Below are 23,807 nucleotides of genomic sequence, written 5' to 3'. Positions count from 1 at the left end.
GTTTAAAACACTTCTTCAAGAAAATGTAAGATCGTTCTTTTCGTTCTGAAATAGTGACTAATAAAACTAGAAAGACTGGCCAAAATTGTAATATGTCCAGTTTTAGGAATCACAGCGATATGGCTGTGATTTCCACTCTGTCTTAAAGCGCGATCCAAATCCAACGTATTTTCTTTACCGACAAGCTGATCATTTTCAGCCATGAGCAAGTAATGTTTAATACTATTTTGATTGACGAAATAGTATGGCATCACCTCTTGATAAGAAATACTTTGATCAAAAGCATCTTCAGCTAGTGGGTCACCCTTATAATCAAAATGATAAGGTCCAGCTAAACCAAAAATCGCCTTAATATTACCTAAACATTGAATAGGATTTGGTTTTGGGTGATAAACAGCAGACATTACATTAAATGCCCCTGCTGAATGTCCCATAAGCACAACATTTTCTGTAGAAATTTCTAGTTTGTCTTGGTTTTGATGTAAATAATTCAGTGCCTGTGTCAAGTCATCAACAAAACTCGGAAAAATATTTTTAGGAGCTAGTTGATAGTTGATAACTGCAACGTCATAGCCTTCTTTAGCAAACGTCTCACCAATAAAAAGATAATCTCGCTTATTACCATGTTGCCAAGCACCACCATGTACAAAAACAATAAGGGGCTGATGTGCTAGTTTTTTAACAGATCGATAAATATCCAAACGGTGACGCGGTTTTAGCCCATAACGAACATTTGGAACCTGTTCAAAACCATCTTTTGGCGTAAAACGGTTTAAAGCAAAACTCCCCAAATCATACAGGCGGAACTCTTTATAAAGAGTTCGCGCCTGTTCAATTTTACTTTGTAGTTGTTCAATCAGATTCATATATTACTGTGCATTCGAAGCTGGATCTGTTTGGTCAGGATCAATTGCAACAGGAGTTTGAACTGTTGGTTGAGCAATGACGTTATTAATAATCGGTGTAGTCGTTGTACTAGCAGTATTTGCTGCTGGCGCAGGTGCTAAATCAACGTTATCAATGAGCGTCACAATTTTGGTAACGTTACCTACTTTTTGTAGCACATCATTCAAATCATTAATTTCTGCAGTGTTCAATCGACCCATTACATAAAGTACGCCGTCTTCCGTATGTACCAGCACTTTACTATCAGACACTACAGGTGCTTTCATTAATAGAGCACGTGTATTTGCAGTTACACCAGCATCTTGCATGATCGTGTTATAGCTGACCTTATTACCCACGGTAATGTAGTTATGTACAGCTTTTACATCACTCATGGCTTTAACATTGTCTTCTGCTAGCTGTTTCAAGTAAGGGTCTGGCACCTGACCAGTTAACAATACTGTGCTATGGAAGCTTTCGATATTAATACGAGATTGTTTAAAACGCTGATCAAGCTTATAGAGGTTAATATTCGCTGTACGTTTAATTGAAGAATCAATGAATACCTGACCTAAGCTACGTACACCACTATCTGTTCCGACTGGAGCTGTACCTGTTCCACCAGAAATAAAACTTGCGCAACCTGACAAACTTGCGACACAAAGCGCTGTTACAGCAATACGTTTCAACACTCCACCAGACTCCTATCAATCTCTTCTTGGCTTGATCATAAAACATCGGTTTTAATTTGCTCAAAAGAGTAATGAACTCTTAATCCAAAGTAAATGCATTTTCGATCCATTGCAGATCATAATGGAAATTTGAAAAGTCTTGCTGTACTGTTTTTGCAATTTTCTGTGGAAAATCAAAACAAATCACATCAAAACGACAATAAAAATCCTGATAAGATGGGTAGCGCTGTAAAAAACGCATCGCGGTTTTAATAATTTTCTTCTGCTTTGTTCTCGTTACCATTTCGCAAGCTTGTCCATAATTTCCTATAGTACGCGCTTTTACCTCGACAAAAACCAGTTCTTGTCCTCTTTTAACAATCAAATCCACTTCACCACGGCGTGAATGATAATTACTGGTTACCCATACATAGTTTTGCTTTTGCAACAGGTTTAAAGCCGTTTGCTCTGCCCATTTACCCAACTGCTGCGCTAATAGCATTCTTATCTTCCCCAAATTAAAAGTAGCATCACATATTTTGATGCTTAAATTATTTCGTTAAAACCAACTCCACTTTCCGATTTAAATTGAACAAATGAAAATCAGATCATTTTGGAAAAGCAAAGGTTGGTAGACATTGTTCACGCCCAAATCATAATTTCGGGTAAACTACCCCATTAAAATTGTTTATCTGTACGGAGTAAAACCAAATGAGTGCTCAGTTATTCGTTGTAGCCACCCCAATCGGGCACTTAGATGATATGACTTTCCGTGCAATTGATATTTTAAAATCAGTTTCTATTGTAGCTGCCGAAGATACACGTCAATCAGCACAATTATTTAAGCACTATAATATATCGACTCAACTTACTGCATGCCATGACCACAATGAAAGCAATAAAATTGAGCAGTTGGTTCAAAAATTACTTGCAGGCGATGACATTGCTTTAATTAGTGATGCAGGTACACCGCTTATTAGTGACCCTGGTTTTAAGTTAGTTCGAGCTGCTCAAGAACATGGTATCAGGGTTGTTCCTGTGCCTGGCGCATGTGCTGCGATTGCCGCTCTAAGTGCAGTAGGCCTACCGAGCGATCGTTTTAGTTTTGAAGGATTTTTGCCATCAAAAGCCTCTCAACGTATTTCTCAATTAGAAAAACTCAAAAATGAAACTCAGACCTTAATTTTCTATGAAGCGCCCCACCGTATTTTAGAGTGTGTAAAAAATATGGCTGAGGTATTTGGTGAAGACCGACCTGTAGGTTTCGCACGTGAAATTACCAAAACCTTTGAAACCATCAAAAAAATGACTTTAAAAGATTTGGTCAGTTTTATTGAAAATGATCACAACCAAGAAAAAGGCGAAATTGTTCTTGTAGTTGGCGGTGCACCAGAAAAGACAGATCTGGAACAAGAAAAACTAGATGAGCTTTTAAAGCGTTTACTTCAAGATTTATCTGTTAAAGCGGCATCTCAACTGGCTGCCGATTTAACAGGTATTAAGAAAAAAGTTGCTTATCAACGTGCGCTTGAGTTAACCCAATCTTAATCTTTTGATTAAGCACAGTGATGAACAATAAATAGTCTTCATCATCACTGTGCATAAATTTTGCATAATAATATTAAAGATAAAAATAAGAGTATTTACATGACTGTACAGCTTGGAAAACTTGGGCCGCATGAAGAGTCTGAACTAGAATTATTACTTTCAGGCGAGAAACCTATCGCTTTATTTTATGATCTATTACCTACCGAGTTTTTAGAGCATCTCGAGCAAGGCACTTTATCTATGCTGAGTAAAGATATTGAAACCTCTTTACCTTTACCATTTTCAATTATGCTGATCCATAAAAATGCACCTTTAGCAGATTTAAATGAACTTGTGTTATGTATTGAAAAATCACTAAAGGAGACTCAACTCGAAGATCGCTTAGAGCTTGACCGTAGAATTGGACAACTTTTAGGTTACTCAGCACAAGATATAGAGTTTTATATTCAGCATGTTTCAAATTTTTATGCCCGCTCACGGACTTAAATTTATCTCAAGATATGTTTTGCTGACTGAACAATCGTCTCGGTTAATACATCAAGTTGCTGCGACTGCCTTTTCCAGTGGTGCCAATATAAAGGAACATCAAGTTGGGCGTCAGGCATAATATCAACAAGTGTTCCATTTTCGAGTAGTGACTGAACCTGCAACTCGGGCACCATGCCATAGCCTAAACCTAATTGAATTGCTTTGACGAAAGCATCAGTTGCTGGAATAAAACTATAAGGATAACTTTGCATCGGTAAACCGTATCCTTTTAATAAAACCTCTGAATGCATTAAATCTTTATGATTAAAAATAACTGCTGGTGTTTTTCTTAATGTGTCTCTATTCACTCCAGCACTAAACCATTTATTTACAAAATCAGCAGAAGCCAACATTTTATAACGCATTTTTCCTAGTGGTTGAGCTAAACAACCTGACATGACCTGCTCTTCTGCCGAAATACAGGCATTGACTTGTCCTGTCTCCAGTAGAGTGTGCGTGTGAGATTGATCATCAATTTTTAGTTCTAACACGATTTTTTCTTTAAAAAGCGTTTGCTGAATATTTGGTAAAAGCCAAGTTGCTAATGAATCTGCATTTGAAGCTAGAGCAATTTTATAAAATTCAGATTCAGATGATTTCCCCATCAAACCTTGTAATAAATTTTGCTCCATTAATCTCGTATGACGTAAATGCTGCAATAAAGTTTGCCCTGTTTGAGTGAGCACACAAGGGCGGCCACGTATAATTAGTATTTGTCCTAAATACTTTTCTAAAGCTTGTACGCGTAAGGACACTGCTGAGGGCGTAATATATAAATACTCTCCTGCTGCATCAAAACTTCCCAATTCTGCAACTGCAAGAAAGGCTTCACATTGTTTGCTATCTAACATATCAAACCTAAATTATTTTTAGCCAAACCTAAATATTCTTAATTTTACTTATTTCTCAATAAAAAGTCAGATAATTCCCACATCTGATTTTTCCATCTTATTGTTATGTTCTCTCTTAGTATATTTTTTAAAGGTTTCGGTATTGGCAGTGGGCTTATCGTAGCAATTGGAGCTCAAAATGCTTTTGTCCTAAAACAAGGACTTAAACAGCAATATGTATTTTGGTTGTGTTTAATCTGCACCCTGTCCGACTCAATTTTAATTGCCTGTGGTGTATTAGGCTTTGCCGAAATCATGACGGCATCACCTATCTTAATTACCGTAGCTAAATATTTAGGGGCAACGTTTTTATTAGTTTATGGTGCCAAAGCATTTTATGCTGCATTTAAGACTACCCAAAGTATGGACCTTGATAGCAGTCAAAAACAAACATTAACTCAAGCATTAGTGACCTGTCTTGCCTTTACTTGGCTTAATCCTCATGTCTATTTAGACACTATTGTTCTGATTGGTTCAGTTGCAACTCAGCTTGAAGACAAAGTGAGTTTTGCTTTGGGGAGCATTCTTGCCTCTTGGGTTTTCTTTTTTAGTCTGGGCTATGGTGCAAGATTATTAAAGCCACTATTTACCAATCCCAAAGCTTGGAAAATTTTAGATTTCCTTATTGGTTGCGTTATGTGGAGTATCGCTATAACCCTCTTGTTTTAACGGCTTAAAATAAAAAAGGATCATATAAAAGATCCTTTTTTATTATGCTTTAATATTATGCTTCACTCGCAACTATAACTCTTGCCTGTTTTCTTTCTTGTTGTGACTGTTTTATAACAGCGTAGCCAGAGGATACTCCTAAGTAAGCAATGACAAAGGCAACCAATAAATCAGGAAATACACTGCCTGTTCCAAATACCCCAACCGCCGCTAAAATTACAGCAATATTAGCAATTGAGTCATTTCTACTGCACAACCAAACAGAACGCATATTTGCATCCCCATCACGAAATGCATAAAGCATAAGCGCGACAGAAACGTTAGCAATTAGAGCCATTACACCAATTGCCCCCATCACCATTGGTTCGGGTGAAACACCATAAAAATATGACCAGACCACTTTCGCAATGACAAAAATGCCGAAAGCCGCCATCGTTATGCCTTTAAGTAATGCCGCAGTTGCACGCCAATATAAACTCATCGAAAGAACGACTAAAGATAGTGCATAGTTTGCTGCATCTCCGGCGAAGTCCAATGCATCTGCCCAAAGTGAAACAGATTGGGCCTTATAACCTCCCAATATTTCCACCACAAACATTAAGGCATTGATCACAAGTGCAATCCATAACGCTTTTCTAAAACGTGGACTCACTTTCTTTGAAGGAGAACATGTTGAAGCACAACCACATCCAGCCATTTTATTTCCTCAAAAACTCTTTTATAGTGATTAAAAACCCTTGAGTAGCTCCAGAGTCAAGTCTTATGAGTCTTTCTATTGGTCAATTATCAAAAAAAGCGGATATTCCAATTGATACTATCCGTTATTACGAAAAAGTAGGTGTACTTGATCGCATCCAACGTTCAGAAAATAATTATCGTGTTTATACCGAACAAACACTTGCAGACCTTTTATTTATTAAGCATTGCCGTGAATTAGATATTTCACTAAGTGATATTAAAACATTAAAAGAAATGAAAACTCAGCCTAAACAGGCCTGTACAGAAATTGATAATTTAGTCGATAAATACTTAAAAGAAGTATCAGAAAAAATCGAACGATTATTACTTTTAAAAGAATCTTTGATTGATTTAAAACAGCACTGCTCTACCAACCGAACAGTAGATGAGTGCGGGATCTTGAGAGAGCTTCAAAACTCTCTTTAAAAATAAAAAAAGCATCACTCATGTGATGCTTTTTAGGATTAATGGTCGCTATGTTCATCTGGAGGAACTTCGGTAATTCTCCCCCCTCGAGCTAAAAATGCGGCAACTTCATCTTCTAGCGCTTGGCGCTGTTTTTGCTTAGCAGTCACAGTCAGTGTTTCTGCCTCAGCAATATCGGTATCATTAATACTGCTTGCTTCTTCATCAGCTGCACCGCTTTCAGCTGCCTTCGCTTCATCTTCATCTACAGCAGAATCTTCTGCATCTTCATAATCATTGATATCTGACATTTTTCACTCCCCAGAATGATTTCTATTGCATCATCGCTATGGTCCTAAGACCTCAGAAATTTAGCAATCTCTTTGCATTTAGCAAAGAGCCAAATTGGTCAAATGTGTATCTTTTTCAACCCAATTGGTAATGATATATAAATGATTGTTTAAAAAATATCTACTGATATTTATTTAGACCAGTAGAGCATAAACTTCGTAATTATTTTAACGACTATACTGGGTGTTTTGTAAAGCCCCTAAACCGTTTGCTTGTTGCATAAAACGCTCTTTTAAGAAGGAAATTTGTTCAACTTGCTTGAGTCCCACATTCCGAGCCCAGATAAATGGAAATAGCTCACTTCTTTCCAACCAGCCAATTGCTGACATGCTATGCATCATTGCGTCATTTTCGCCTTTACGACGATGCTCATAACGTAATAGTGTCTGTTCATTTGCCCATGCACCACGCCCTAAGTCATGTAGTAATGCATCACAGAGTACGGCTGCATCTAAACAACCAATATTTACGCCTTGTCCAGCAAGTGGATGAATCACATGTGCTGCATCCCCAATTAAAGCTAAACCAGCTTTCACATACTGTTTTGCAGCGCGCGCTTTGAGCGGGAATTGGGCTCTTGAACGTACATCTAATACTTCACCCAACATATGTTGGCTTTCTCGGGTTAAAAGCTGCATAAACTCATGATCGGTTAAAGCAGAATATTCATCGGCATAATCATCAGGTAGTGTCCAGACAATTGACTGCCAGTAGCCATTTTCACTTTCTTCAAGACTAGCCATCGGTAAATAGGCTAAAGGCCCTGTAGGTAAGAAAATTTGACGAGCAACATGATTGTGGGGTTTAGATGTTTTAATGGCACAACTAATCGCTGCTTGCTTGTAATCTAAGACATCTAGGTCAATAAAGGCTTGTTCACGTACAAATGAATTGGCACCATCTGCACCAATCAGCAGTTTTGTTTTAAGTGTCGTGCCATCTGCTAATTCAATATGCCAACATCCAACACCCTGCTCAATGCGAGTCACGCGAACTTGAGTGCGATAGTCTGTTAACTGTTCAAGCATTTTTTGCTGAATGGCAACATTCAATACACTTGGCTCAACCATAGAACCTAAAGACTGTTCTGGCATTGGTCTTTGTACAGACTCATGGCCAAAATTAATTTCACCGTAGCCATTCAAATTCCATACCTGCATGCCTGTATATGGCATTTGACGTGCTAGATCATCCCAAACATTGACAGTTTTAAGTAAATGAATGGTCGCTTGGCTCAGTGCTAAAACACGTGGGTTCATCACACTTAGTGTTTTTTCAACATCCAGTATAGGAGCAGCATCAAGCACAGTAGGCTGTACACCACCTTGCGCAAGTAATAAAGCTGTTAAACCACCAACCAGTCCACCACCAACAATGACAACATCTAACACTTCACTCATGCTTTTAGCCCCATTGCATAGTTCGCTACCAGTGGTTTAACACCTGGAATGACATCAAATGCAATTAATCCCGTATTACGAATTAATTTTAATAATGGATTTTGGTTACTAAAACCACGAACCACGGTGTCACAGAACTTAATCACTCGTTGTTGATCTGACAAACGAGCTTGTTCATAGGCCAGTAAATTATCTGGGTTACCGATATCGTCAGAAGCGGTTAGCTGGTTCACTAAATACCGTACTAAAACATCCGCATCACGTAGGCATAGGTTAAAACCTTGTCCTGCAACAGGATGGATTGTATGTGCGGCATTACCCATCAAAATAACACGACCTACAGCTTGTTTATGTGCGAGCACTTGTGAAAGCGGATAACTAAAGCGTTTGCCGGTTTTTTCAAATTTACCAGCTCGGTCACCGTAAGTTTGTTGTAAAGCATCTAAAAAGTGTTGGTCGTTTTCTTCACCTAACCACTCACTTTCAGTGCCTTTTTTAACAGGCCATACAACCGAACGGCGATATTCACCCGGTAAAGGCAACAACGCTAAAGGACCTAATGCACTAAAACGCTCAAAACCTACTTGCTCATGGGATTTTGAAGTCTGAACGGTAGTGACAATTGCAACCTGATCATAATCATGAACATTAACACCGACGCCAATTGCCTGACGACAGAAAGAGTCACGTCCATCTGCGGCGATTAATAGTTTTGATTCAAGTTTTAAAACCTCATCACCACGCTTAGCCTCAATATGTACTTGCTCAGCATCTTGAGTTAAAGCAGTCACTTGAACGCCATCAATCAGCTCAATCAAAGGCTGCTGACGTACTTGAGTCAATAAAACCCGACCCAGCCAAGCATTTTCAATCACCTGCCCAAAGCTTTCGACTTTTTCTTGTTCTGCAATTAATCGTGCCTTACCAAAACTGCCTTGTTCAGTAATGTGAACTTGTAAAATTGGAGTCGCGTGCTGCTGTAATGCATCCCATAATCCCAGCTTCTGATAAATCTGGACGCTACGACGCGATAAAGCCGTATTACGCGCATCAAAACTGGAATGATAAGGGGCAACATTTTGATCATCATAGTTTGGGTATTTCACAGCTTCTAACAGCTTTACTGCAATATTAGCCTTCGCCAGCATGAGTGAAAGGCTAAGTCCAACCATTCCCCCACCTACAATAATCACTTGTTGTTGCATCGAGTTGTGCTCCTTTGGCGAATACGTTTAATTATGATTTAGCTTGCGCCATTAAATGTTCAATATCTGCAATATTTTTAACTACATCAGCAGTTAAAACTCGTGGACCTTTCGAGGTTGCGACCACATCATCTTCAATACGAATACCAATACCACGCCATTTTTTATCTACAGTTTCATCGTCTGGTGCAATGTATAGGCCGGGTTCAACGGTAACGACCATACCTTCTTCATATTGACGCCAGTCTTCACCTTTTTTGTAAGACCCGACATCATGTACATCCATTCCTAACCAATGGCCTGTACCATGCATATAAAATTGACGGTATGCTTCGGTCTCGATAAGTTCGTTAACATCACCTTTGAGTAAGCCTAAAGCAACCAAGCCTTCAGTTAAAATTTTAACGGCTACTTCATGAGGCTCACGGTACGAATTGCCAATGCGTACTGCATCAATCGCTGCATATTGAGAAGCCAATACAACTTCATATAATGCTTTTTGTTCAGCACTAAACTTACCATTGACCGGAAAAGTACGGGTAATATCTGAGGCATAGAACTCATATTCACATGCAGCATCAATTAAGACTAAATCACCGTCTTTAAGAGGTTGGTTATTTTCAACATAGTGCAAAATGCAGGCATTAGCCCCACCACCAACAATACTGTTATAAGACGGGACACAGCCGTTTTGCCCAAATATATAATTGAGCTCGGCTTCAAGCGCATATTCCATCATACCTGGACGCACCATTTGCATCGCGCGGGTATGTGCCTGAGCACTAATTTTTGAAGCAGTTTGCATCAGCTCAAGTTCTTGTGGTGACTTGATTAAACGCATTTCATCGACAATACGGTCGAGCTGTACCAGTTGAGCTGGAGCACCTTGATGTCGATGCTCCGCATCTGCTTTTTTAATCCACTGGCTCACTCGTGCATCAAACGCAGCATTTTGCCCAATCCGATAATAAAGGCGTTCTTTATTTAATAACTTTTCAATAATTTCTTCATCAAGCAGATCAATTGCATAGGCTTCATCTGCATCATAGTCTTCGATTGCACCGTCAATTCCGGCACGGTAACCGTTCCAGATTTCCATCTCGCGGTTACGTTCACGGCAAAAAAGACTATAGCTATAGTCAGTTACATCCTCAAAAGTTTCAATAACTGCAACTGCCTCAGGCTCAGCAAAGCCCGTCAAATAGAAAAAACTACTATCGGCACGAAATTTATAATCCGCATCACGATTACGGTACATCTCCTCACGCGTTGCAATAATTGCAATACTGTTAGGACCCATTTTTTCTGCTAAACGGTCTCTACGATGTTGAAAATCAGCTTGAGGCAATTTCATAATGATCTACTTGATTTAGAATTTTAAAGTCAAAAAATAAAATACAACCAATAACACATCGCCTTAATTAGCTTGGACGATGTGGTGTGAACATTTCTACAATATTCTGATCTGTACCTAGAGCAGCAGTTTTACTTTTTGCATGAAAGTTTTTCAATAAAGAACTTTCAGCTACAGTGATTTTTTTTCTACCAATCGACAAGCTTACAGGGATCAAGCGTACAAATTCATACAATTCTTCGTAACTGCTTTCACCTTCCTCATCATTGTCAGAATCTTCAAATTCAACTGCTGCAACATCTTGAAGGTGTTCAATCAATTCACGCTCATCACTACGAACATGACCCGATGCCAAACCAAAACCTAACACAACACCCGCACACCAATCAGATAATGCTTGCACACGCTCTTGAAGTAGATGTTCATCATCTGGAAGCATTGGTAGATAATCTAATTCATCTTCAGATAAAGCATGAACCACATCTTCTGCTTCTTCAGTCAAAAGCGCTAAAGCATCTTCACTTAACTCTGGCACATTAAGAGTTGTTAAAATTTGTGACCATTCTGCACGCGTAGGCGCTTCTGTCACACAAACAATACCTGTTAATAGACCATGTAACTCACTAGGGCTTGAAATTTCTTCAATTCCTTCAAAATGAGCGTTCCAATCTGTCCAGCCTGAAATATCGTCTTGCATTCGTTTATCCAATCTCTATACTTTGTATATATTACCTTTGATTGCAATTCTGTGCGACCTCGTTATGTTAGAACAATTACAGCGGCTACAAGCGCATATTAGCGTTTTAAAAACACGCTTACATCATTTAGAGAGTGAACATGCGGCACTCTCAGAAGCTAAAGAACTGGCTGAAACAGAGCATCACGCACAAGTTGTGCAAAAAAATAGTATTATCACTAAAAAACAAGAGGAAATTGAGTCGGTAACTGAGCAACTTTCTCAGTTAAAAGGCCAATTTCAACAATTGAATCAAGATGCTAACACACTTGCCGAACGTTATAGTCGATTAGAAAAAAGTACAACTGATTTAAAAAATCGTTTTCAAGAAATTCTTGCAGAACGAAATGAATTACGTGTTGCAAAAGAAAAGTTACAAGCCCACCAGCGTCAAACCCAACAAGAGCTGCATGATTTACAACAAGATCGTGACCGTTTGTTACAAAAAAATGAGCTTGCCAAATCAAAAGTTGAAGCCATTATTCAGCGTTTAGGAATTTTAGGCACTGCTCAAGATCAACACGCTCAAGAAATCCAGCAACTTGCGCATCCTAATGCTGAAACTGGTGAGGAGATCCAATCATGAGTGAACAAGTCATGGTAGAGCTTAGGCTGATTGAGCAGACTTTTAGACTCGCAACTACCTCAGATAAAAAAGATGAACTTGAACGCGCAGCACAACTTCTCAATGAGAAATTTAATGACATGCGCCGTAGTGCCCCACGCGTTGAGCACAACAAATTAGTCATTATGGTCGCTCTACAATTAACTCAAGAAGTGCTAAGCCTTAATAAATCTTTGCAGGAATACACTCACTGTGAACGCTTATTGCAAACAATCTTAGAAGATGTGGAACAAGTTATTTAACAAGCTTTGATTACTACAAAATGCCTTGCTCTATAAATCATAGATGCAAGGCTTTTTTATTTTTGACTATTCATTACGGTTGAATATCGTTTTATCCACTTTCAATGAACAAAGCTTCATCAAACGCAAACTAAGTTTACAGTTCCATAGACTCAAGTGATTGCCAACATAGTCAGATCGGTTATACTTAAGCTATCTCTGGGATGTTCGCCAGCGGGTCTATTCCCCTGCCGATACTTAAACTTATGGATTGCGTTCTGTATATTTAGAGTGTATGCCTACCTTCGAGTAGGAAACCCAGCAAGTATACGTCGCGTCCACCTTGAACTCGTCGGGTTCAGGGTAACGACACATGCAGCGGCATCTTCGGAGCATTTATTTTTAGTTAAATAATAAAATTCAGAACACTCATCCTTTCATACAGACCTGTCAGTACGATACTTCTCTCAAGCATTCAATAATTCATAACATTATTATTTTAAAGATCAATGAATCTCTGCACTCAAAGTTAATTTTCTTTTCTACTCAGGCATTCTTGATACCAAGCTGTTTGAAAATCTTCTATCGCTTTTCTTTTAAAGAAGGTGGTCTTGAATACTTTGGTTGAGTAAGCAGAAGTAATTAGATCTTGATAAAGTTGTTTTGCCTTTGGATCTTCAAGACTATTCGCTATATGCTGCAAGTCTTTAGATGGGACTTTTTGTTGACGCGCTTCCATGACAGTATAAGAAACTTTCTTCACCACATTACAAATTTCGGGGTCACTTACACTTTCATCGGCATAACAACCAAAAGCTAAAAAACCAAGAAAAAATAATCTGAACTTCATATACCTACCTTATTTTTATAGCTTTAAATTAATTACAGAATTTTATTATTAATAAAAAAAATAGGAAATTGATCCCTATTTCTTTTAAAGGTTTTTATGCTGGATTAATCACATAAAAATAAATAATTAGACCTACTAAAACTGTTGAAGCGATCGTTAAGTATGTACCAACTGTATTAAAACTCTGTAAGAACTTTAAGATTTCCATATCTCAATCCCCTGAACTTTCACTTATAAAGACAAAAGAAAATTTATCACAACCCAATAATGCCAATCAATTCACATTTATCAGATTTTTTGAGATTAAATTCAATAAAAAATTATTGAGTGCATCTAATCGCAAAAGCATCCTTATAATAGTCAGTCGCACTTTTCAAATCCGCTAATAATTTCTCTTCGGTATAAGGTTTAGGCGAAATTTTTATTAAGGCAGGCATATATTGGGTCTTATAAACTTCTGGATAGTCATAACATAAGATTTTGACTCTAACTTCTTGAGGCGTATTCGGGTTATCTAGTTGATCTAAAAACTCTCCAATTTTACGGTCTGAATCTTCAAATTGAGCTTTATAATCAACTTCTGCCGCTTCAGGTTCGGCTTGTTTCGTACATCCACCAAGTAGCAGACCAGCGCTTATTGTAATGGTTAAAATTTTCAACTTCATAGGTTTAACAATTCTGCATTAATCTTTTAAATATACTTAATCTTATTAAATGTAAATAAATACTGGTAATACGTAAAGAAATAGAATTTTTAATAGTTAAACACAATAGATCAGATCAATTTATGACTATTGGTTCAACGAATTTAAGTTATTTTCGAATTACCCTTCTATTTCCATAAAGCAGTGGAAAAATAGGTATAATTTTGCACGACTGATCTTTAATCTTAGTTAGATTTATACATGAATGAACTCAGCTTTATTAGAAAAAATTTAAGATCTAAAAGACGTTCTTTAAGCTCATTTGAGCAAAAACAGGCTCAGCTTAATGTTCTCCATCATTTAAACCGTCTTGCTATTTTTCATTCATCAAAAAAAATTGGTTTATATTTACATGCCTTCGGAGAAGTTCATACAGATCTGATCATAAAGTTATGTTTTCAAAAAAATAAACAAGTTTATTTACCTATGATTTGTTCTATGAACCAACGTTTAGTCTGGGTAAGAATATCTAAAAACCAATATGTAAATCGACGTTTTTCTCATCATCCATTGGGTATGAAAGAACCCATGGCAACAAGAGGAAAACATGTATCTAAACTTGATTTATTGCTCATGCCACTTTTAGCTTGTGACCAATACGGTACGCGTATTGGTATGGGAGGCGGCTATTATGACCGTACATTGGCTAGTGCAAAACATAAGCCTTATCGTTTGGGAATGGCTCATCAATTTCAATTTATTGAACATACTTTAAAACGTCAAAGTTGGGATCAACCCTTAGATGCTTTACTCACCCCTCAACATATTTATTATTTTAAAAGATAATATTTATAGAAAATTAAAATTAGTCTTAAGTTTTTAATGCCCCTAAAATCATAAAAGTAACCACCCTAAGGGTGGTTACTTCTACGTGACAGACCGATTTACCAACTTATATTAACATGGCTATTTAACGTTCAATATTAAATAAGTTTTGCATTATTGTTAATTATACAATGCCGATAAATGACACAAGAAAATGGTTATTTTCCATCCAAACGTCTTTTTTACCACATGAATATTTCATAATTATTAAGCTAAATTACCTATCCTTTCTACAAAATTGTATTCTTCTTAAGAATTAATCCGTTGATTCATAATATTTTAATAAAAAAGTTGACTAAATTAGTCATTTTTTCCACATTTTCTATAGAGAGGCCCTTGTAATTTTTGAAATACACATCACTATAAAAAACATGGCAACCTCGTTGTCACTCATTAGGAGTGCCCATGTCTGAACTTATTATGAATGAAAAAACTGACTTAGAGCCTCAGGTTCCAAGTGTATTACCACTTTTAGCGTTACGTGATGTAGTGGTCTACCCACACATGCAAATTGCGTTATTCGTGGGTCGTGAAAAATCGATCAATGCAGTTGATGTGGCTCGTAACAGTGACAATTTAGTATTTGTAGTTGCGCAAAAAGATTCGCTTACAGAAGAAATTGATCACGATAACCTTTATCAGTACGGAACTGTCGCTAAGATTGTTCAAGTCGTAAATCATGAGAATGATGAAAACTGCATTAAAGTACTTATTGAAGGTTTACATCGCTCTAAACTTGAAAAGATTATCGATGAAGATAGCCATTTGACTGCTGAACACAGCTTAAGTCCAATGACAATTAACGTAGATAAAGCTACTCAAGAAACTCGTTTGCAAGAGTTGCGTACTTTATTTGCTCAATATGCTGAAGCAAAATTACGTAATGCACGCGAACTCGTTGCTGCGGCTAATAAAATTGAAGACTTGCTACAACTCATGTTCTTCGTAGCAACACGTGTGCCTCTAAATATTGAAATTAAACAGAAGTTTTTAGAGCACGATGAGTTTGAAGCACATTTGCAAGAGCTTATGAGCTACTTGGTAAATCAATCTGCTGAACAGCAAATTGAACAAACTTTGCATGACAGCGTAAAACGCCAAATGGAAAAAAATCAACGTGAATACTTTCTAAATGAAAAAATGAAAGTCATTCAACGTGAACTTTCTGACATGAATGGCGGTGCTGAAGATGACGTTGCTGAAATAGAGAAACGTCTTGCTGAAGCTGATTTACCTGAACACGTACGTAAAAAAGCTGAAGCTGAGTTCCGTAAGCTTAAAGCAATGCAACCAGCGTCTAGTGAAGCAGCTGTTGTACGTAACTATCTAGAAGTAATTTTAGATACACCGTGGAATAAAGCGAGCAAAGTGAGTATCAACCTTGCGAAAGCACAGGAAATTCTCGATACAGATCACTACGGCTTAGATGACGTAAAAGACCGTATTGTTGAATACTTAGCTGTTCAGTCGCGTGTTAAAAAGCTCAAAGGTCCGATTCTATGTTTAGTAGGCCCTCCTGGTGTAGGTAAAACCTCACTTGGTGAGTCTGTCGCGAAAGCAACTGGTCGTGAATTTGTTCGTATGGCACTTGGTGGTGTACGTGACGAAGCAGAAATTCGTGGTCACCGTCGTACTTATATTGGTGCGATGCCAGGTAAAATTGTGCAATCTTTAACAAAAGTTGGCGTGAAGAACCCATTGTTCTTACTCGACGAAATTGACAAGATGGCGCAAGACTACCGTGGCGATCCTGCTTCTGCATTGCTTGAAGTATTAGATCCATCACAAAACAGTAAGTTCAACGATCACTATTTAGATCTTGATCTTGACCTATCTGAAGTGATGTTCATCTGTACTGCAAACAGTATGAATATTCCAGAAGCCTTGCTTGACCGTATGGAAGTTATTCGTCTACCGGGTTATACCGAAGATGAGAAAGTTAACATTGCTGAACGTTACCTTGTTCCAAAAGCAATTAAGAACAATGGTCTACGTCCAAAAGAGTTAACAATTCATGAAGAAGCGATTCGTGACATTGTTCAGCGTTATACACGTGAAGCTGGTGTACGTAGTTTAGAACGTGAAGTATCTAAAATTGCGCGTAAAGTGGTAAAAGAAGCAGTAAGTAAAAAGTCTAAAAACTTACAACTTGATGTGACTTCTGCCAATCTTCCAGAATACTTAGGTCCACACAAGTTTGACTTCGGTATCGCAGAAGATGAAGCACAAGTAGGACGCGTAAATGGTCTAGCTTGGACATCTGTAGGTGGTGAATTACTTACAATTGAAGTTGCAGCTGTCAAAGGTAAAGGTAAATTCATTACGACTGGTTCGCTCGGTGACGTAATGAAAGAATCTATTACTACAGCAATGACTTTAGTGCGTACACGTGCCGATGAGTTAGGTATTGAAGCTTCTCGTTTTGAAGAAACTGATGTACACGTTCACTTACCTGAAGGTGCAACACCAAAAGATGGTCCATCTGCTGGTTTAGCATTAACAACTGCGCTTGTATCAGCATTTACAGGTATTGCAATTCGTCCTGATATTGCAATGACTGGTGAAACAAGCTTAGGTGGTCGTGCAATGCGTATTGGTGGCTTAAAAGAAAAACTTCTTGCAGCACACCGTGGTGGAATCAAGCTTGTCTTTATTCCTCAAGACAACGTTCGAGACTTAGCAGAAATTCCTGCGAATGTTAAAGAAGGTTTGGAAATCAAAGCTGTGAAAAGTATTGATGACATCTTGCCTTTAGCATTAGTTTCGATGCCAAAACCTTTACCTAAAACACCGATTGTAAAACCGGTGGAAGGCTCAAAAGCAGCACGTCACTAATTAAAAATATGGAAAAAGAGAGCTTGGGCTCTCTTTTTTTTGTTACATAATTTGATTGAAAAATATCCAACCATCCTCATAATAGGTAATAAGAGTATTTAAATAAATGAGTACTCTTAACTGTCTAATTCTTAGATAGCCTTGTTTATATTCTCTATGATCATCTGAACTCCAGACAGATGATCATTTGATCGCAGTCCAACACCGTTTTTTGGACTGCGTTTTTTATGCCTGTCTTTTAGATCGTCAGATGCTTTCATTACTCAGGTATAATGCGCCAGCTGTTTTTGAATGAATAGATAACATGAAAATTCGTATTCTGACCATTGGTCAAAAAATGCCTGCTTGGGTTCTTACTGGTTTTGAAGATTATTTCAAACGCATCCAACCTTTTGTTCAAACCCAAGTTATTGAACTACCTATGGCCAAACGTGGTAAGAATGATTCAGAAGCAGATATTTTAAAATATTGCCAAATTGAAGGCGAAAGCATTTTAAATGCTTTAAAACCGAATGAAACCTTAATTGCTCTAGAAGTTGGTGGTCGGGAACTGAGTACAGAGAAATTAGCTGACACAATGAAACAATGGATGCTTGAGGGCAATGATGTAGCACTTGCTATCGGCGGTCCAGATGGTTTGTCAGATCAAGTACGAAAAGCTGCCGCTTGGCATTGGTCACTTTCAAAACTTACGATGCCTCATCCTTTAGTACGTGTTTTATTAATCGAGCAACTATATCGAGCCATGAGTATTAATCACAATCATCCCTACCACCGTGCATAAAAGGAACAAACGTTTCATTTTAAGAACAATCCGTTGAAATCTGGATACTTTTATCATGTCCTGATTTTGGCATAATACCTATTATTCTGCTTTTCAACTCAGGTGTAATGAAATGGAACTACAAACCCTTCCCGGACTGTTTATTTCACATGGTTCACCCATGCTTGCACTTGATCCAGAACAAGTGGGACCTGCTCTACACCGTCTAGGCACAAATCTTCCTATACCAAAGGCAATTATTGTGATGTCTGCGCACTGGGAAAGTAAAGCACTTGAAGTGAGCATTTCTACTCGTCCTGAAACGTGGCATGACTTCCGTGGATTTCCTAAAGAGTTATATGAAATTCGCTACAGTGCGCCTGGCGATCCAGCATTAGCAGAAGAAATCTTAAAATTATTGGCCGATGCTCACTTTGTTGCACATGCCAACAGTACACGTCCTCGTGATCATGGCGTGTGGATGCCTTTATTGCATATGTATCCAGAGGCAGACATTCCTGTAGTTGAAATTTCTTTGCCATCAAATTTAAGCGCACAAGAAATTTATCGTATAGGACAAACGCTCGCCCCTTTACGTGACGAACAAATTTTACTCATTGGTTCGGGAAGTATTACTCATAATCTTGCAGAGTTATCTTGGCAAGGCGACAACTCTAAAGTTCCTGAATGGGCTTCAACATTTAGAAATACTGTCGTTAATAAGCTTTCCCATCAAGATTATGATGGAGTTTTAGACTGGCAAACACTACCTTACGTAAAACGCAACCACCCTACGCTTGAACATTTTGCACCTTTGTTTTTTGCTATGGGTACAGGCAATCGCTTTACGATTGTTCATAGTAGCTTCACAATGGGCTCATTAGGAATGGACATCTATCGTTTTGATTAATTATTAAGAAATACCCCGTTTTGCGGGGTATACCATTATTTTTGTTGAAAATTAGAATAATTTACAAACTTATACATTTTAAAAACCGAAACAATCAAATGTTTACATTTTCTTTTTTTTTGAATGTTTTAAGCTTATTACTGTTGTTTTTTACTTGAAGTTTTTAAATGAAAATTAAATATTTAATTCTTGCGTTATTACCTTTTTCTTTGATGGCGTGTCAAACAGTTACTAATACTCCTGCTCCAATTGTATCTGAGCAACAACAAAACCTTGCAACCACTTTAGGTGAATATGCATGGACTTATCAAAATGTAAAAGCATCTAAGCCACTTATTCTTAACTTTAATGCAGATGGTAAATTAGCAATCAATACAGGTTGTAATGGCCAAGGCGGTACTTGGAAAGTTGAAGGTAACCAACTTGTTACTTCTAATCTTGTTTCAACTAGAATGGCTTGCCAAGATGATTTAATGAAACAAGAACAATTGTCGAATAGCATCTTCAACGAAGCAAAATTACCAATCGAAATTAGCAACACTAATGGTCAAGTGATTTTAACGGTGACAGATAAAACTGGTCAAAAACACATTTTCCAAGGTCAAAAAGCAGTTAATACTCAAGCTTTAACAGATTACTCTTGGTCATATCAGCCTGAAAATACTAAAAAGCCAATCGTTCTTAACTTTACAAATGATCGTCTATCTATCGCAACAGGTTGTAACCGCCAAGGCACAACCTGGAAAGTTGAAAACAATACGATTGTAACGACAGACGTAATGTCGACGATGATGGCATGTGAACCTGCTTTAATGAAACAGGAACAGTTCTCTAGCAGCCTCTTCCAAAAACGTGCAATTCCGTTTGAACTCAATACTACAAATGTTGATCAACCCACATTGACAGTATCTGATGCTCAAGGCCAGAAATATACCTTCACAGGTAAAATGACACCTGAAGCAAAATATCAATCTGAAGGAAAAACAGTTTTCCTAGAAGTTGCTTCAGAAACTAAATCTTGTACTGGTGTTGCGCCACAAACTTGTATGCAAGTTCGTGAAATTAAATATGATGACAAAGGCGTTAAAACTTACGCTGACAAAAACTGGTCATTATATTACGGTCAAATCGAAGGTTTTGAACACAAACCAGACCAACGCGTAATTTTGCGTGTAAAACGTTTTGAAGTGAAAAACCCAGCTGCAGACCAATCTAGTCAAGCAGATGTATTAGATATGGTTGTAGAACAAGAGTTAGTTAAAAAACCTAAAAAATAAGTTTTTAGACTAAAAAAATCCGATGCTTATGCATCGGATTTTTTTATTTATATCTTAGAAAATACCTTGGGCAAGCATTGCATCAGCAACTTTTACAAAACCTGCAATATTGGCACCATCCACATAGTTCACAGTACCGTCTTCTTTAGTACCGTATCTAACACAGTTGGCATGAATGTCTTTCATAATTGCATGTAAGCGTTCATCGACCTCAGCATGGGTCCAGCTTAAACGAATTGCATTTTGAGACATTTCTAAACCAGAAGTTGCCACACCACCCGCATTAGATGCTTTACCTGGCGCATACAAAATTTTAGCTTCGATAAAGTGTTCAACTGCTTCAAGTGTTGATGGCATATTAGCACCTTCAGCTACACAAATGACACCGTTAGAAATAAGTGTTTTAGCGTCTTCACCCGTTAATTCATTTTGTGTAGCACATGGCAAAGCAATATCAACAGGAATATGCCAAGGCGTTTTTCCTTCAAAATATTCAAAACCATGTTTAGAAGCAAACTCGGAAATACGACCACGTTTAACGTTTTTCAGTTCCATTACTTCAGCAAGCAACTCATCTGTAAAACCATTTTTTAAATAAACTGTGCCGCTTGAGTCCGACAAAGTAACAACTTTTGCCCCTAAGAACATCGCTTTTTCTGCTGCATATTGTGCGACGTTACCAGAACCTGAAACAGAAACTGTTTTACCAGCAAAAGATTGTCCGCGGGCTTTTAGCATTTCTTCTGCAAAATAAACCGTACCATAACCAGTTGCTTCAGGGCGCATCAAGCTACCCCCAAATGAAATTCCCTTACCGGTAAAGACACAAGCGGTGTCGTTACTCAGCTTTTTCATCATGCCTGCCATATAACCAACTTCACGTGCCCCCACACCAATGTCACCCGCAGGAATATCCGTATTTGGTCCTAAATGGCGATAAAGCTCAATGATTAATGCTTGACAGAAGCGCATAATTTCAGCATCAGATTTACCTTTAGGATCAAAATCTGAACCACCTTTCCCTCCACCCATTGGTAAGGTAGTAAGTGAGTTTTTAAAAGTTTGTTCAAAACCTAAAAATTTTAAAATTGATAGATTGACGGATGGATGGAAACGCATCCCACCTTTGAATGGACCAATTGCTGAATTGTATTGAACGCGGAAAGCTCGGTTAACTTGAGTCTGGCCTTGATCATCCATCCATGAAACACGGAATTGAATCACACGCTCAGGTTCAACCAAACGTTCTAGCAATCCCTGCTCTGCATATTCTGGATTTTTTTCAATAAATGGCCACAAACTTGTCATGACTTCTTCTACAGCTTGCAAGAACTCAGGTTGATGCGGATCACGCGCTTGCACGTAATTCAGGAATTCATTCAGGTTGTTGTATTTCAATGCACGGTCCTCAGCATAGTAATGAATTAAATTGGTGCAATACATTTTTAAATGCATCATTTAGCAGCAAAATATTAAATCCCTTTCCATCAATTTTAACAATACTTATTTTAAATTATTTTATTTATCTTAATTATCAAAAACTTATTTTTAGAAAAACTACTTAAAAATAAGAAATAGTCATTTATCTTTTTATTTTTATTGATCTATTATTGTGCAATATTAGCTACATTTTAGGTCAACCAAAAAGCCAATAAATTCGTTAAAATCCATTGACCTTACTTAGGTTTTTCTTCATTATCGCATCGTTTTAACCAAGCTATTTGCCCACTATGAATTCATCTATTTCTCTCATACGCGAGATTGATGCGTTATTACCACAGACTCAGTGTGGTTTATGTGGACATCGTGATGGATGTCTACCCTACGCAAAGTCGATTGCTGAAGGTGAAGAAGCAAATAAATGTGTTCCAGGTGGTCAGCCTGTAGCCGATGCACTCGCGAATCTATTAAATCGTCCTGTATTAACCGCTGAGACTAGCGTATGGCCTGTGCAGACCGATGGTCGTCCCCAGCGAATGAAAGCGATTATTCGAGAAGATGAATGTATTGGTTGCACCAAATGTATTAGTGCTTGCCCTGTAGATGCTATTATTGGAAGTGGTAAGCTCATGCATACCATTTTGACTGACTTATGTACGGGTTGTGAGCTATGTATTCCACCTTGTCCGGTAGATTGCATTGATTTGGTCGAAGACACGCAAGCATTACCAAGCGAACAGCAACGCATTGCGGAGCAAAATGATTTACGACAACGTTATTACGCGCATATTCAACGTGAAGAGAAACGTCGTATACATCGTAAAGGCCCGGTGGTACGTGCTGAAATTGATACCCAGCTGTTTGCACAGTTCTCTCAAGCACTTGATGATTTACCTTCAATTGAGCTCATCGAGAAGCCAAAAGAAGCGATTGTAAACGATGCAAAAACCACAATTGAATTAGCGAAAATTCGTACACAAATTAAAAAGTTGGAAAAGCAGCTCAGTGTTCGAGAAGATGCTAAAAAGCGTCTTCAACTTGATGAACTACAACAGCAACTCATTCAATTACAGGAGGTCTGAATGGCCGTCAAAAATATGACGAAAAAGCAGATTCAAATTTTCTTTGAACGCCTTCGCGAACAACGACCTTCACCTCAAACCGAGTTAAAATATTCATCTCCATTTGAGCTACTGATTGCAGTTATGTTGTCAGCTCAAGCGACCGACGTAAGTGTTAATAAAGCAACTGATAAGCTCTACCCTGTGGCAAATACAGCAGAGAAAATCTATAACTTAGGCGTAGATGGGTTAAAGGAATATATCAAGACAATTGGCCTTTACAACGCTAAAGCAGAAAATGTCATTAAGACCTGTAAGATTTTAATGGAACAATTTAACAGCGAAGTTCCAAGCAATAGAAAAGACTTGGAAGCTTTACCGGGTGTCGGACGTAAAACAGCCAATGTAGTTTTAAATACAGCTTTTGGACAACCGACTATGGCTGTCGATACCCATATTTTCCGAGTGGGAAATCGAACTGGTTTAGCCGTAGGTAAAAATGTACTTGAAGTTGAGCACCGCTTAATTAAGGTTATTCCTAAAGAATTTATTTTAGATTCGCATCACTGGCTCATATTGCACGGTCGTTATTGTTGTATCGCCCGTAAACCTAAATGTGCAGAATGTGTTGTTGCTGATGTCTGTAACTGGCCTGATCGATTTGAATTTGGCGCACAAAAGCAAATTGCCATTAAAAATATTGAAGCTTAAAAATAGATTGGGTATAGGGATCATACCCAATCAAACTTACTTTAGACGCTTTTTTTCATTACGCTCTTCTTTTGCTTGTCTTTGAACCTGTCTCAGCATTTTGTAGCTTTGAAAAGCCAAAAATATTAATAGTGCCAGACTCAGCAATACCACCAAAATCAATATGATTTTCATATTGTTCTCCTGCACCTAATCAAAGAAAAGA

The 23,807-nt window shown here is 37.9% G+C and carries 28 protein-coding genes and 1 other RNA gene; 14 read left to right on the top strand and 15 right to left on the bottom strand.

The genetic code is table 11. The features are described 5' to 3' along the window. Nucleotides 1-2 precede the first annotated feature (2 nt). The 3 genes from HJG58_RS11385 to HJG58_RS11375 form a co-directional block, all read right to left on the bottom strand. A complete protein-coding gene (locus HJG58_RS11385) occupies nt 3-866 on the bottom strand; it encodes an alpha/beta hydrolase (RefSeq protein ID WP_086264913.1) in 864 nt (287 codons plus the stop codon). A 3-nt stretch (nt 867-869) separates the two neighbouring features. Further along, complete coding sequence (locus tag HJG58_RS11380) at nt 870-1,577, bottom strand: BON domain-containing protein (protein ID WP_170248932.1); 708 nt, start codon at nt 1,575-1,577, stop codon at nt 870-872. 79 nt (nt 1,578-1,656) lie between these two features. Continuing rightward, nucleotides 1,657-2,058, bottom strand: coding sequence for a YraN family protein (locus HJG58_RS11375; protein ID WP_005070523.1), 402 nt, complete (start codon nt 2,056-2,058; stop codon nt 1,657-1,659). Between the two features lie 209 nt (nt 2,059-2,267). Between HJG58_RS11375 and rsmI the strand changes: the two genes are divergently transcribed. Further along, on the top strand, nt 2,268-3,104 hold the full coding sequence (gene rsmI / locus HJG58_RS11370) for a 16S rRNA (cytidine(1402)-2'-O)-methyltransferase (RefSeq protein ID WP_170248931.1): 837 nt from the start codon (nt 2,268-2,270) through the stop codon (nt 3,102-3,104). Between the two features lie 99 nt (nt 3,105-3,203). Then, nucleotides 3,204-3,590 (top strand): hemin receptor, encoded by a 387-nt coding sequence (locus HJG58_RS11365; protein WP_170248930.1) that lies wholly within the window; start codon nt 3,204-3,206, stop codon nt 3,588-3,590. 2 nt (nt 3,591-3,592) lie between these two features. Here the strand turns inward: HJG58_RS11365 and HJG58_RS11360 are convergent, their stop codons facing one another. Next, nucleotides 3,593-4,483: a LysR family transcriptional regulator ArgP gene (locus tag HJG58_RS11360; protein WP_170248929.1), complete on the bottom strand. Its 891-nt coding sequence runs from the start codon at nt 4,481-4,483 to the stop codon at nt 3,593-3,595. 105 nt (nt 4,484-4,588) lie between these two features. Between HJG58_RS11360 and HJG58_RS11355 the strand changes: the two genes are divergently transcribed. Next, nucleotides 4,589-5,191, top strand: coding sequence for a LysE/ArgO family amino acid transporter (locus HJG58_RS11355; RefSeq protein WP_170248928.1), 603 nt, complete (start codon nt 4,589-4,591; stop codon nt 5,189-5,191). Nucleotides 5,192-5,246: 55 nt separating this feature from the next. On the opposite strand, the gene HJG58_RS11350 is transcribed toward HJG58_RS11355, so the two are convergent. Then, on the bottom strand, nt 5,247-5,888 hold the full coding sequence (locus tag HJG58_RS11350) for a cation efflux transmembrane domain-containing protein (protein WP_170248927.1): 642 nt from the start codon (nt 5,886-5,888) through the stop codon (nt 5,247-5,249). Between the two features lie 65 nt (nt 5,889-5,953). Between HJG58_RS11350 and HJG58_RS11345 the strand changes: the two genes are divergently transcribed. After that, nucleotides 5,954-6,355 (top strand): MerR family transcriptional regulator, encoded by a 402-nt coding sequence (locus tag HJG58_RS11345; protein WP_044100633.1) that lies wholly within the window; start codon nt 5,954-5,956, stop codon nt 6,353-6,355. Nucleotides 6,356-6,393: 38 nt separating this feature from the next. Here HJG58_RS11345 and HJG58_RS11340 read toward each other — a convergent pair whose 3' ends face one another. From HJG58_RS11340 to HJG58_RS11320, 5 genes are all read right to left on the bottom strand, one after another. Beyond that, the gene (locus HJG58_RS11340; protein WP_002117665.1) at nt 6,394-6,645 is read right to left on the bottom strand and encodes a hypothetical protein; all 252 of its coding nucleotides are present in this window, start codon (nt 6,643-6,645) and stop codon (nt 6,394-6,396) included. Nucleotides 6,646-6,852: 207 nt separating this feature from the next. After that, the gene (locus HJG58_RS11335) at nt 6,853-8,085 is read right to left on the bottom strand and encodes an FAD-dependent monooxygenase (protein WP_170248926.1); all 1,233 of its coding nucleotides are present in this window, start codon (nt 8,083-8,085) and stop codon (nt 6,853-6,855) included. After that, nucleotides 8,082-9,290 (bottom strand): 2-octaprenyl-6-methoxyphenyl hydroxylase, encoded by a 1,209-nt coding sequence (gene ubiH, locus HJG58_RS11330; RefSeq protein WP_170248925.1) that lies wholly within the window; start codon nt 9,288-9,290, stop codon nt 8,082-8,084. Before ubiH ends, HJG58_RS11335 begins: the two co-directional genes overlap by 4 nt. A gap of 31 nt (nt 9,291-9,321) precedes the next feature. After that, entirely contained in the window at nt 9,322-10,644 is a 1,323-nt protein-coding gene (pepP, locus tag HJG58_RS11325; RefSeq protein ID WP_170248924.1) for a Xaa-Pro aminopeptidase, read from the bottom strand. 67 nt (nt 10,645-10,711) lie between these two features. After that, nucleotides 10,712-11,341 (bottom strand): UPF0149 family protein, encoded by a 630-nt coding sequence (locus HJG58_RS11320; protein WP_170248923.1) that lies wholly within the window; start codon nt 11,339-11,341, stop codon nt 10,712-10,714. A 64-nt stretch (nt 11,342-11,405) separates the two neighbouring features. On the opposite strand from HJG58_RS11320, the gene HJG58_RS11315 reads away from it, so the two are divergent. From HJG58_RS11315 to ssrS, 3 genes are all read left to right on the top strand, one after another. Continuing rightward, nucleotides 11,406-11,966: a hypothetical protein gene (locus HJG58_RS11315; RefSeq protein ID WP_002117619.1), complete on the top strand. Its 561-nt coding sequence runs from the start codon at nt 11,406-11,408 to the stop codon at nt 11,964-11,966. Beyond that, the gene (locus HJG58_RS11310) at nt 11,963-12,247 is read left to right on the top strand and encodes a cell division protein ZapA (RefSeq protein ID WP_005070547.1); all 285 of its coding nucleotides are present in this window, start codon (nt 11,963-11,965) and stop codon (nt 12,245-12,247) included. The genes HJG58_RS11315 and HJG58_RS11310 overlap by 4 nt, the downstream gene beginning before the upstream one ends. Before the next feature lie 192 nt (nt 12,248-12,439). After that, a non-coding RNA gene (gene ssrS, locus HJG58_RS11305) (6S RNA) lies at nt 12,440-12,624 on the top strand. Nucleotides 12,625-12,755: 131 nt separating this feature from the next. On the opposite strand, the gene HJG58_RS11300 is transcribed toward ssrS, so the two are convergent. The 3 genes from HJG58_RS11300 to HJG58_RS11290 form a co-directional block, all read right to left on the bottom strand. Next, on the bottom strand, nt 12,756-13,076 hold the full coding sequence (locus tag HJG58_RS11300) for a hypothetical protein (RefSeq protein WP_170248922.1): 321 nt from the start codon (nt 13,074-13,076) through the stop codon (nt 12,756-12,758). Nucleotides 13,077-13,170: 94 nt separating this feature from the next. Next, complete coding sequence (locus HJG58_RS11295; protein WP_002117788.1) at nt 13,171-13,284, bottom strand: hypothetical protein; 114 nt, start codon at nt 13,282-13,284, stop codon at nt 13,171-13,173. 112 nt (nt 13,285-13,396) lie between these two features. Next, nucleotides 13,397-13,741, bottom strand: coding sequence for a hypothetical protein (locus HJG58_RS11290; RefSeq protein WP_170248921.1), 345 nt, complete (start codon nt 13,739-13,741; stop codon nt 13,397-13,399). Nucleotides 13,742-13,981: 240 nt separating this feature from the next. Here HJG58_RS11290 and HJG58_RS11285 point away from each other — a divergent pair, with 240 nt between their 5' ends. The 5 genes from HJG58_RS11285 (at nt 13,982) to HJG58_RS11265 (ending at nt 20,390) form a co-directional block, all read left to right on the top strand. Beyond that, a complete protein-coding gene (locus HJG58_RS11285; RefSeq protein ID WP_171545273.1) occupies nt 13,982-14,566 on the top strand; it encodes a 5-formyltetrahydrofolate cyclo-ligase in 585 nt (194 codons plus the stop codon). A gap of 444 nt (nt 14,567-15,010) precedes the next feature. After that, nucleotides 15,011-17,440, top strand: coding sequence for an endopeptidase La (gene lon, locus HJG58_RS11280; RefSeq protein ID WP_002117591.1), 2,430 nt, complete (start codon nt 15,011-15,013; stop codon nt 17,438-17,440). Between the two features lie 304 nt (nt 17,441-17,744). Beyond that, nucleotides 17,745-18,224, top strand: coding sequence for a 23S rRNA (pseudouridine(1915)-N(3))-methyltransferase RlmH (gene rlmH, locus HJG58_RS11275; protein ID WP_002054393.1), 480 nt, complete (start codon nt 17,745-17,747; stop codon nt 18,222-18,224). Nucleotides 18,225-18,336: 112 nt separating this feature from the next. After that, nucleotides 18,337-19,113, top strand: a complete 777-nt coding sequence (locus HJG58_RS11270) for a DODA-type extradiol aromatic ring-opening family dioxygenase (protein WP_170248920.1) — start codon at nt 18,337-18,339, stop codon at nt 19,111-19,113. A gap of 167 nt (nt 19,114-19,280) precedes the next feature. After that, nucleotides 19,281-20,390: an META and DUF4377 domain-containing protein gene (locus HJG58_RS11265; RefSeq protein ID WP_170248919.1), complete on the top strand. Its 1,110-nt coding sequence runs from the start codon at nt 19,281-19,283 to the stop codon at nt 20,388-20,390. A gap of 54 nt (nt 20,391-20,444) precedes the next feature. On the opposite strand, the gene gdhA is transcribed toward HJG58_RS11265, so the two are convergent. Further along, a complete protein-coding gene (gene gdhA / locus HJG58_RS11260; RefSeq protein WP_170248918.1) occupies nt 20,445-21,848 on the bottom strand; it encodes an NADP-specific glutamate dehydrogenase in 1,404 nt (467 codons plus the stop codon). A gap of 272 nt (nt 21,849-22,120) precedes the next feature. Between gdhA and HJG58_RS11255 the strand changes: the two genes are divergently transcribed. Both HJG58_RS11255 and nth read left to right on the top strand, forming a co-directional pair. After that, a complete protein-coding gene (locus HJG58_RS11255) occupies nt 22,121-22,912 on the top strand; it encodes an RnfABCDGE type electron transport complex subunit B (RefSeq protein WP_170248917.1) in 792 nt (263 codons plus the stop codon). Continuing rightward, nucleotides 22,913-23,602 carry an endonuclease III gene (gene nth, locus HJG58_RS11250; RefSeq protein WP_068551176.1) on the top strand — a complete coding sequence of 230 codons (690 nt, stop codon included), beginning with the start codon at nt 22,913-22,915 and terminating at the stop codon, nt 23,600-23,602. Between the two features lie 36 nt (nt 23,603-23,638). Here the strand turns inward: nth and HJG58_RS11245 are convergent, their stop codons facing one another. Further along, nucleotides 23,639-23,776 (bottom strand): hypothetical protein, encoded by a 138-nt coding sequence (locus HJG58_RS11245; RefSeq protein WP_327742271.1) that lies wholly within the window; start codon nt 23,774-23,776, stop codon nt 23,639-23,641. Nucleotides 23,777-23,807 lie beyond the last annotated feature (31 nt).

Source organism: Acinetobacter geminorum, assembly GCF_013009345.1.
Taxonomy (GTDB): Bacteria; Pseudomonadota; Gammaproteobacteria; order Pseudomonadales; family Moraxellaceae; genus Acinetobacter; species Acinetobacter geminorum.
This window is presented reverse-complemented; position numbering and strand designations above follow the sequence as displayed.